Source organism: Streptomyces anandii JCM 4720 (assembly GCF_014650655.1).
GTDB lineage: Bacteria > Actinomycetota > Actinomycetes > Streptomycetales > Streptomycetaceae > Streptomyces > Streptomyces anandii.
The window spans coordinates 363,855-373,318 of the sequence record NZ_BMVJ01000004.1 but is presented as its reverse complement, the minus strand read 5'-3'; the positions used below and the strand labels follow the sequence as shown (position 1 = coordinate 373,318).

Here is a 9,464-nt window from a genome sequence, read left to right as displayed (position 1 = left end):
CGGGTGGCGGTGTGGCTCGCGTCCCAGGCTTCTATCCACAGTTCGTGCGTACGGCGGTGACGCCGGCGCCGCGCGCGCAGCGCGCGCTCGACCGCCACCCGGGCGTGCATCACGGCCGCCGGTACGCTCTCCGGCTCCTCCGCCCGCCAGGCCCGCACCGCGTCGGTGCCGGCCGCCGCGACGCCCAGCACCTGGGTGCGTGCGGTCCACAGCTCCCAGGCCGTGGTCCGCTCCAGCAGGTCGCGCATGGCCACCCAGCGCCCGGTGCGCAGGTCCTGGAGAGCGGTGCGCAGTTCCGCGTCGTGACCGGCGGGGTCGTACCCGGGACGTACGAGTAACAACTGCCCTCCCCAGGGCGGCGGTCGAGGAGCGGTGCCGGTCGGCGGTCACTATAGAGGCGGGCGGTTCCCCGGCACCGCGCCTTTGCCGCTCTTCCCGAACACCGTTACGCAATGGAGAGTTGCCGGCCCCGTAGGCGATGGTGAGTTGGCCGCCCCGTAGGCAATGGGGAGTTGGCCGCCCTCGGCCGGGCGGCCACGCTGCGCCGCCCGGCTCACTCTTCCGAGAACGAGCCGTGCCGTCCCGCCCCCGAGGCGAACCGGGCGGCGCCCTCCAGGCTCTCGGCCAGCACACCCATGCCGTGCCGGATCTCGCCCCGCATCGCCGCCTCCTCCTCCAGCCCCTCCTGGTCCAGCACCGAGGCCCGGTCCGAGCGCAGGCACGCCTGGGGGAACCCGGCGATCGCGGCGGCCAGTTCCTCGGCCTCGGCGCGGGCCCGGCCCCTGGGCACGACACGGTTGACCAGCCCCATCCCGTACGCCTCCCCGGCCGGGACCGCGCGCCCGGTGAGGATCATGTCCAGGGCGCGGCCGGTGCCGATCAGCCGGGGCAGGCGTACCGTGCCGCCGTCGATCAGCGGCACGCCCCAGCGGCGGCAGAACACCCCGAACACGGCGTCCTCCTCGGCCACCCGCAGATCGCACCACAGCGCCAGTTCCAGGCCGCCGGCCACGGCGTGCCCGGCGACGGCCGCGATCACCGGCTTCGACAGCCGCAGCCGGGTCGGTCCCATCGGGCCGTCACCCTCCTCCGCCACCCGGTTGCCCCGGCCGGTGCCGATCGCCTTCAGGTCCGCGCCCGCGCAGAACGTGCCGCCCTCACCCCACAGCACCGCCACCCGTGCGCCGTCGTCCGCCTCGAACGAGCGGAACGCGTCGGCGAGTTCGGCCGCCGTCGGACCGTCCACCGCGTTGCGGGCCTCCGGCCGGGAGAGGACCACCGTGGTCACGTGTCCCTGAGTTTCGATCCGGACCGGCATGCTGGGTCTCCTTCGACGTGACGGGACCGGCAGGTTACTCCCGCGTCACCCCTTCCAGCCGGACGGCCCGGTGCTCCCCGCGGGCACCGGGCCGTCGTTCGTCATGCGCGGGCGGCTCAGGCGAGGGCCGCGCCGAGCACGTCGAAGGCCGTCCTCGGATCGGCGAGGGCGTGGTGGATGCCGGGGATCTCCAGGTCGAGACCGAGCAGCCCGTACACGGCGTGCATGGCGCCGCGCACCGAGTACTCGACGGTGAACACCACGTCCTCCGGGATCTCGGTGAACTGCCCGAGGAACGCGAAGTTGGCCGCGCCGCGCGGCAGGACCAGCGGCCGGTCGTGGGCGGTGCGCGGGGCGAACTGGCTGGTGATGTACGGCATCATCACCGGGATCACGGTCGTCGTCGCCGCGACCTGCTCCTCGTTGCCGGACATGCCCAGATGGCCGAGGAGTTCGGTGAGGATCTCCCGGCCGGTGGCCCGGGCCATGGGCTTGCGGGTGAAGTCGCCGTCGGCGTCGACGAAGAGCCCGTAGCCCCACAGCGTGTAGACGTCCTCCGGCTGGCCCTCGAAGTGCGGGGCGTGCGGGACCACCACGGACATCAGCCAGCCGGAGTCCTTGAACGTCATCAGCGCGCCGGTGCCGGGCAGGTTGCCGGACAACTCCTCGATGCGGTGCAGCAGCAGCGGGCTGCGCATGGTGAGGGTGAAGGACTCCCACTTCGCCTCGTCGACGTTGCCGTGGAAGGCGGCCGGGCGGCCGAAGTCGCCGGCCTTGCCCGCGATGGTCTCCCAGAGCCGCCACCCGCCGTCCCGCCGGTCACGGATGAGCTCGGGCGCGGTGTCGTCGCTGCCGTAGGCCGCGTCGGCGGTCATCGAGCCGAGGGTGAGGAACGCGAGGTCGGTGGCGGCCAGCACGCAGGTCTCCGGCCTCCCGTCACGCTCCAGGTGCAGGCGCCGCACCCGCCGGGTGCCGTCCCGGTCGGTCTCGAAGTCCACGTCGGTGACCCGCACTCCGTGCTCGAAGCGCACGCCCCGGTCCTCCAGCCAGGCGCGCAGCGGCCGGATGACCGAGTCGTACTGGTTGAGGCGGGTGCGGCGCACCCCGGAGAGGGTGTGCATCCGCGGGAACTCCTGCATGAAGCGCAGCAGATAGCGCCTCAGCTCGACCGCGCTGTGCCAGTTCTGGAAGGCGAAGGTGGTGCGCCACATCGTCCAGAAGTTCGTGGCGAAGAAGTGCGGGGAGAAGAAGTCCTCGATCCGGCGCGCCCCGATCGCCGCCTCCGGCAGTACGAGCAGACGCACCAGCTCCATGCGGTCGCGGAGGTCGAGCCCGTAGTCGGAGGCGTCGAGCACGGTGGCGCCCCGGCCGATCAGCCGTGCCTTCGCCGAGGTGGGCCACTTCGCGTTGAACTCACGGATCTCCTCGCGCACCGAGACCTTCTCGTCGGTCAGGGTGGGGATCGTCTCCAGCAGGTTCCACAGGCAGGTGTACGCCTCTTCCTCCAGCATCCGCCCGCCCCGCGTGACGTAGCCGGCGGACTCGGCGGGGCCGCCGCGGCCGTCCATGGAGCCGCCGGCCACCGGCAGCTCCTCCAGGACGCGGATGTGCTCGCCGGGGAAGTGCCCGTCCCGGATCAGGAAGGCGGCGGCCGCGAGCGAGGCGATGCCGCCGCCGACGAGATGGGCGCGTGGCTGGCGTGGAGCGTCGGACATGACGTCCCTCCGTTCTGCCGCCCGGTGCCGCGGGCGGCGGGTGATCCCAGTGATCCGCGTCCGAGTCAATCCGCACGGCGCCCCGCCCGGCAGAGGCCGGCCGTCCCGGCCCACGGGCTGAAGGGCCCGCGCACGGGAACGTGCCCGGCAGACGTGAGGATCACGAGCGGACCGGTGGCGGCGGGACGGTGATCTCCCGCTTGAGGATCTTTCCGGTGGGGCCTTTGGGAAGTTCGGCGGTGAGGCTGACGGTCCGCGGATACTTGTAGGCCGCGACGCGTTCCCTGACGTAGTCGCGAATCGCCTCCGGCGCGGCCGAACAGGGTGGGCCGTCGCGGCCGGCTGCAGCCTCGGCGCCCTCCTCGCGCTGACCCTGGCCTTCCAACTGCCCACCGGGCCGGGGCCGTTGCTCGCACTGGCCGTCGGTTGCCTGCTGTCGGCCGGCTCCGCCGGCCCCGCGGCGGCCATGGTGGCGAACCTGACCCCGGCCTCCGTAGCGGCCACCGCGTTCGCGACCCTCACCCTGGCCAACAGCCTGCTCGGGCTGGCCCCCGGCCCCGCGGTCACGGGCGCGCTCGCGGACCGCTTCGGCCTGCTGGGCGCCCTGTGCATCGTGCCCCTCGTCGCGGTCGCGGCCACACTGGTCTTCCTGGTCGGCAGGCACTGGTACGAACGCGACCTCCTCCGTCTGGCCGGCCTCACCACCAAGGCGGAGGCCGAGCACCCGACGGAGGTCCCCTCATGACCGTCACCGGGATGAGCACCGTGGTCATCGTCCCCGGCCTGCGCGACCACGTCACGGACCACTGGCAGACCGTGCTGGCCGGACGTCTCACCGAGGCCGGCCGGGTCGTCCGCACCGTCCCGCCGCCGGCGGCCGGGGAACGGCTCCGCCTGGACGCCCAAGTCGCCGGTCCGGCCGCGACCCTGGCGCCCCTGGACGGGCCGGTCCTGCTCGTCGCCCACAGCGCCGGCGTCATCACCACGGTGCACTGAGCCGCCCGCCACCGCGCGGACATATGTGGGGCGCTGCTCGCCACACCGCGTGCTGGAGTCCGGCACCCGCAGCGCACCACTCCCGTGCGATGGGCGCTCGAGCACCACCTCGGCGTAGTCGAGAAGACGGCGGAGCCGGTCCCGTACGACGAGGGAGGAGCCCGGCAGGTCGCTCCCGCGACGTCAGCGGCGCGGTCACGGGCGTCGACCTCGCCGGGCGCCTCCTCGGCCGGGCCGTGGCGGCATCCCTCAGCCGGTCACAAGCTGCGAGGCGGGCACTGGGCGATCACGCTGGTAGGACAGTCCCGTATTCCTCGAAGGAGAGTCCGTATGGCGAAGGGCCAGGGTGGGGGCAAGAAGCTGAAGAAGGGCGACAAGGTCGCCTGGAGGAGCCACGGCAGCGAGGCCGAGGGCACGGTCGAGAAGAAGATCACCGAGCGCACGGAGGCGGGCGGCCGGACGGTGGACGCGTCGCCGGACGACCCGCAGTACCAGGTCCGCAGCGACAAGTCCGGCAGGTCCGCGGTGCACAAGCCGTCGGCGCTGCGAAAGAAGGAATGAGGCGCGTGGACGACGAGGAGCGCGAGGAGACCTGGGACGACTTCCGTGAGCTGGTGAACATGACACCGGCCGAGCTGGACAAGTGGCTGGCGTCCGACGAGTCGCGCAGTGCCGGGCAGCACAAGGCCGGGGAGGAGTCCACCGGACATGCCTCCGGCCGCCGCATCACAAAGATCCTCCGGACGAAGAAGAGCGACCTCTGCGACGACGACTACCGGCACATGCGCAAGGTCGTCGGCTACGTCCGCCGGCATCTGGCCCAGCGTCCCCCGGGAGACCTGACGGACACCCGGTGGAGGCACTCCCTGATGAACTGGGGCCACGACCCGCCGGCCTGACACGAGCGCGGACAGGGAGGCCCGCTCGCGCGAAGCCGGTCCCGCCGCTTGCGGGCCGCGGGCCGGACACATGGCGGCGTGCCCGTCACTCGGCACGGGCATAGCCTTGCCCTACAGACCTGGCCGTGGGCGTGTGACCGTGTGCAGGCGAACCCCGAGGTCTTCCGCAGCCGTACGGGGAGCCGCGCGGGAGTCGTCCCAGTGATGTTGGAGGTGCCTGGTGACCAGTACGGGCGCGGGCGGCCCGGTCACGGACAGTGCGGAGCTGGATGCCGTCCTCGCGGAGACGGTGCGCCGGACCGGCGCGTCCATCGGCGCCCTGTACCTGCTCGCCCCGGAGGAGCAGCTGCTGCACTTGGACGTGCTGTGCGGGGCGGGGGCCGAGCTGGCCGAGCCGTGGACGACGGTTCCGCTGGCCGCTCCGGCACCCGTGGCGGACGCGGTCCGGGAAGACCGTCCGGTGTGGGTGGGCAGCCAGGGGGAGATGGTCCGCTCGTATCCGCGCACCGCGATGGTGCTTCCCTACCCGATGGCGCTGGCAGCCGCGCCCGTCGCAGGGGCACAGCGGTGGGGTGCCCTGCTGCTGATGTGGCCGGCCACCCGTCCGCAGCACATGACCGCGCGGGAGCGCGCCAACATCGTGTCCAGCTGCCGGCGGGTGGCCCGGGCACTGGAGGAGGCCGCCGAGCGCGGCCGGCCCCCGGTCACGCCCGGCGGGGGTACACGTGTCGTCCCCGCGGGAACCGGCCGCCCCTCCGCAAGCCCGGAGGCCGCCGTCGCCGACTTCGTCGAGCGACTGCCCGGCGGCAGTTGCGCCCTGGACCTGGAGGGACGCTTCACCTACCTGAGCGCCGGGGCCTGCGAGCTGCTCGGGGTGGAAGCCGGCCGGCTGCTGGGCACGCTGCCATGGCAGTCCCTGCGCTGGATGGACGACCCCGCGTACGAGGACCGCTACCGTGCCGCGGTGATCAGCCGTGCGCCGGTGGCCTTCACCGCGTGCCGCCCACCGGACCAGTGGCTCGAGTTCCACCTGTACCCGGACGCCAGCGGCATCAGCGTCCGTATCGTCAGCACCGGTGAGGAGCCTCCGCCCGCGCAGGCCCACCGGTCGCCGGACGGCGTCGCACCCGCTCGCGCCGGGCAGCTCTACCAGCTCACCCACCTGGCCGCCGCGCTCACCGAGGTCGTCGGCGTCCAGGACGTGATCGACGTGGTCGCCCACCAGATCGTCCCCGCCTTCGGCGCCCAGGGGCTGGTGCTGTCGGCCGCCGAGGGCGGTCGCCTGAGGATCACCGGTCACAGCGGTTACTCCGCCGAGACCGTGGAGCGCCTCGACGGTCTGCCCCTCGACACGCGTCTCACCCCGGCGGGGCGCGCCCTCAGCACCGGAATCCCGGAGTTCTTCGCCGACCGGGAGGAGATGCGGCGCACCTATCCGGGGGCCCTGGAGGTCAGCGGCGCACACGCCTGGGCCTTCCTGCCGCTGATCATCTCCAGCCGACCGGTCGGCTGTTGCGTCCTGTCGTACGACCACCCCCACGACTTCCGGGCCGAGGAGCGCGCCGTCATGACGTCGCTCGCGGGGCTGATCGCCCAGGCCCTCGACCGTGCCCGGTTGTACGACACGAAACACGAGCTCGCCCGGGGCCTGCAGGAGGCACTGCTCCCGCACACCCTGCCCGAGGTCGACGGCCTGGCGGTCGCCGCCCGCTACATGCCCGCCACCCGCGGCATGGACATCGGCGGTGACTTCTACGACCTGGTCCGCCTCGGGGACACCGCAGCCGCGGCCGTCATCGGCGACGTGCAGGGCCACAACGCGGCCGCCGCCGCTCTCATGGGGCAGGTGCGTACCGCCGTCCATGCCCACGCGGCACTCGGCACGCTCCCCGACCAGGTTCTCACCAAGACCAACCGGCTCCTCGCCGACCTCGGCCCCGACCTGTTCACCAGCTGTCTGTACGCCCGCCTCGACTTCTCCCGCCGCAGCGTGACCCTGGCCAGCGCCGGCCATCCGCCACCACTGCTGCGCCTCCCCGGCGGCGACACGCGGCCCCTCGACGTCCCGCCAGGACCGCTCCTGGGCATCGTCGACGACGCCGTGTTCCCCGTGACCGAGGTCGCGCTCGTTCCCGGGATGATCCTCGCCTTCTACACCGACGGTCTCGTCGAGAGGCCCGGTGCCGACCTGGACGACTCCATCGCCGGCCTCGCGCGGCATCTCGCGCACGCCGACGACCGGGATCTGGACCTGCTCATCGACGATCTCGTGAGTGACGTGGGCACGGCCGGGCAGCGGACCGACGACGTCGCCGTCCTGCTGTTGCAGGACCGAGCCGCCGAGCCGGGCGGTTGGACCCGCTGAACGCCGGGAAGCGCGTGTTGCCGCCGCGTCCCCCGGCTCGCGGACTGCTCCGGACGGATCTGCCGGCAGCGCCGTGTCAGGGCGAGGTGACCGGATGCGGGGAGCGGAGCGTGAGCAGGGTGATCTCCCCAGGGGCGAAGATGCGGAACGGCGGTCCCCAGAAACCGGTGCCGCGGCTGGTGTAGAGGAGGGTGCGGGCGCCGTGGCGGCTCAGGCCGGCGAGCGCGGGCTGGTCGATGCGGACCAGGTGGTGGAAGGGCCAGATCTGGCCGCCGTGGGTGTGGCCGGAGAGCTGGAGGTCGATGCCTGCGGCTGCCGCCCGGTCGACGAACTTGGGCTGGTGCGCCAGGAGCAGCACGGGCAGGCCGGGGTCGGCACCGTTCAGGGCGCCGGCGAGGTGGGCGCGGTGGCCCGCCAGCCCGGAGGACTCGGCGGTGACGTCGTCCACGCCGGCGACGACGAGGGTGTCGCCTCCGCGTTCGAGCAGCAGATGGCGGTTGCGCAGCGGCTCCCAGCCCAGCTCGTCCATCAGGTCGACCCAGCCCTGGGCCTCGCTGTAGTACTCGTGGTTGCCGGTGACGTACACCCGGGCCCGGGTGGCCCGCACGGTACCGAGGGGGGCCGCCTGGGCGCGGCGGCGTTCGGCCGTGCCGTCCGCGATGTCGCCGGTGTGGCAGACCAGGTCGGCTTCCAGGGAGTTCACCGTCTCGCACACCCGCGCCGACCAGCGGGCGCGATCGAGCGGGCCGTAGTGGGTGTCGGTGACGAGGACGACGCGGAGGCCGTCCAGCCCGGCACCCAGTCGCGGGAGCGGCACGTCGAGCCGGCGCACGCGTGGCACGCGACGGGCTTCGGTGTGCCCCCAGGCGAGCAGTGTGGCGGTCACACCGAGGACGGCCCAGGTGACGATCCGGGCCCGGTCCTGACTCTCGCCGACGCCGGCCACGGTCAGGGCGAGCCGCAAGAGGATGCCGAGCAGAACGGACCAGGTGAACAGAACCCAGCCGGCGCCCAGCAGGGTGTCACCGACGATCGCCGCCCGGTCCTGCTGGCGCCGGCCGTGGCCGCGCGCCATCGCGAGCGGCATGCCGATGAGGCCGAAGGCGAACAGGACGGTGGCGACCACGGTGACGGACAGCGGCCAGTGCTGGCCGGTGTACAGGAGCACCCCACAGGGCACGGCCCACAGCAGGACCGGCGCGATCAGCGGGATGTAGCGCATCAGGCGGCGCAGCCGGCTCCGCCGCGGTGCCTGCGCTTCCCCCTCGGCCGGCGGGTTGTTGCTGGTCGTGGTCATGCTTCCTCCCCCTGACCGGGCTGCCGGCTTCCTCTCCCCGGCCGGGCCGCCGTCCCACGCACTGTATCCGGTCGCATCCGGGTGCCGACAGGCGCGTCGGTAACACGGGATAGGATGCCGATGATGGACGCTGCCGACCGGGTGTACGAGATGGTCGACGGCCGTCTGTCCTGACCGGGCCGGCGGGCCGGCGCCTCGCTCCCGGCTCCGTTCGTCACCCAGGAGTCCCTCCCGCATGCCGAAGATCAACGCCTCGACCGTCGCCGAACACCGTGCTCAGCAGCGCGAGGCGCTGATCAGGGCGGCGATCGACATCCTGGTGAACGAGGGCGCCGCCGCCGTCACACCGGCAGCGGTCGGCGCCCGCGCGGGTCTGGCCCGCTCCAGCGTGTACCAGTACTTCACCTCCTCGGCGGCCCTGCTGGCCACCATCACGGAGGAAGCCTTCCGGCGCTCCGACGAGGCGCTCACCCGCGCCATGGCCGCCGCGAACGGCCCGGTCGAACGCGTCGAGGCGTTCTTCAGGGAGAGCCTCCGCCTCGGCGCCGAAGGCGCACACCGGCCCGCAGCCGCCCTCATGGGGGCCGGCCTCCCTCCGGCCTGCCAGGACCGGCTGAGGGAACTCCACCTGGAACAAGTCGAGCCGTTCCGCGCGGCCGTCCGACAGCTCGGTGCCCCCGAGCCCGCGCTCACGGCGGATTTGATCGCCGGGATGCTGCACACCGCGCTTGCCGCCGTCGAAGGCGGCGCTCCGCTCGACACGGTCACGGAGCGCACGCTCGTACTGGTGCGCCGCTGCCTCGCTCCGCTCGGCGGCGTGGCCCACGCACCGGAGGAATGTTCCTCCCGGACTTCGAGTCCCACGCCGGCCGAT

General features: G+C 73.2%; 10 protein-coding genes and 1 pseudogene. 6 read left to right on the top strand and 5 right to left on the bottom strand.

Annotation, left to right across the window (positions count from 1 at the left end; all coding sequences use genetic code 11):
• The 4 genes and pseudogenes from IE249_RS36845 to IE249_RS10350 form a co-directional block, all read right to left on the bottom strand.
• Positions 1-341, bottom strand: a pseudogene (locus IE249_RS36845) (hypothetical protein); the annotation flags it as partial.
• Positions 342-553: 212 nt separating this feature from the next.
• On the bottom strand, positions 554-1,318 hold the full coding sequence (locus IE249_RS10360) for a crotonase/enoyl-CoA hydratase family protein (RefSeq protein ID WP_189704472.1): 765 nt from the start codon (positions 1,316-1,318) through the stop codon (positions 554-556).
• A gap of 116 nt (positions 1,319-1,434) precedes the next feature.
• Positions 1,435-3,033, bottom strand: coding sequence for an oleate hydratase (locus IE249_RS10355; protein WP_189704471.1), 1,599 nt, complete (start codon positions 3,031-3,033; stop codon positions 1,435-1,437).
• Positions 3,034-3,193: 160 nt separating this feature from the next.
• Positions 3,194-3,418, bottom strand: a complete 225-nt coding sequence (locus IE249_RS10350; RefSeq protein WP_229858093.1) for a hypothetical protein — start codon at positions 3,416-3,418, stop codon at positions 3,194-3,196.
• Positions 3,419-3,439: 21 nt separating this feature from the next.
• On the opposite strand from IE249_RS10350, the gene IE249_RS10345 reads away from it, so the two are divergent.
• From IE249_RS10345 to IE249_RS10325, 5 genes are all read left to right on the top strand, one after another.
• The gene (locus tag IE249_RS10345; RefSeq protein ID WP_229858007.1) at positions 3,440-3,778 is read left to right on the top strand and encodes a hypothetical protein; all 339 of its coding nucleotides are present in this window, start codon (positions 3,440-3,442) and stop codon (positions 3,776-3,778) included.
• Complete coding sequence (locus IE249_RS10340) at positions 3,775-4,029, top strand: alpha/beta hydrolase (RefSeq protein WP_229858006.1); 255 nt, start codon at positions 3,775-3,777, stop codon at positions 4,027-4,029. The genes IE249_RS10345 and IE249_RS10340 overlap by 4 nt, the downstream gene beginning before the upstream one ends.
• A 330-nt stretch (positions 4,030-4,359) precedes the next feature.
• A complete protein-coding gene (locus IE249_RS10335) occupies positions 4,360-4,590 on the top strand; it encodes a hypervirulence associated TUDOR domain-containing protein (RefSeq protein ID WP_189704470.1) in 231 nt (76 codons plus the stop codon).
• Between the two features lie 5 nt (positions 4,591-4,595).
• On the top strand, positions 4,596-4,928 hold the full coding sequence (locus tag IE249_RS10330) for a DUF3140 domain-containing protein (protein WP_189704469.1): 333 nt from the start codon (positions 4,596-4,598) through the stop codon (positions 4,926-4,928).
• A gap of 220 nt (positions 4,929-5,148) precedes the next feature.
• Positions 5,149-7,293, top strand: a complete 2,145-nt coding sequence (locus IE249_RS10325; RefSeq protein WP_189704468.1) for a SpoIIE family protein phosphatase — start codon at positions 5,149-5,151, stop codon at positions 7,291-7,293.
• A gap of 76 nt (positions 7,294-7,369) precedes the next feature.
• On the opposite strand, the gene IE249_RS10320 is transcribed toward IE249_RS10325, so the two are convergent.
• Positions 7,370-8,590, bottom strand: coding sequence for a metallophosphoesterase (locus IE249_RS10320; protein ID WP_189704467.1), 1,221 nt, complete (start codon positions 8,588-8,590; stop codon positions 7,370-7,372).
• Positions 8,591-8,825: 235 nt separating this feature from the next.
• Here IE249_RS10320 and IE249_RS10315 point away from each other — a divergent pair.
• Positions 8,826-9,464 (top strand): TetR/AcrR family transcriptional regulator (locus tag IE249_RS10315; RefSeq protein WP_229858005.1); only part of this gene is annotated, 639 nt, incomplete at its 3' end.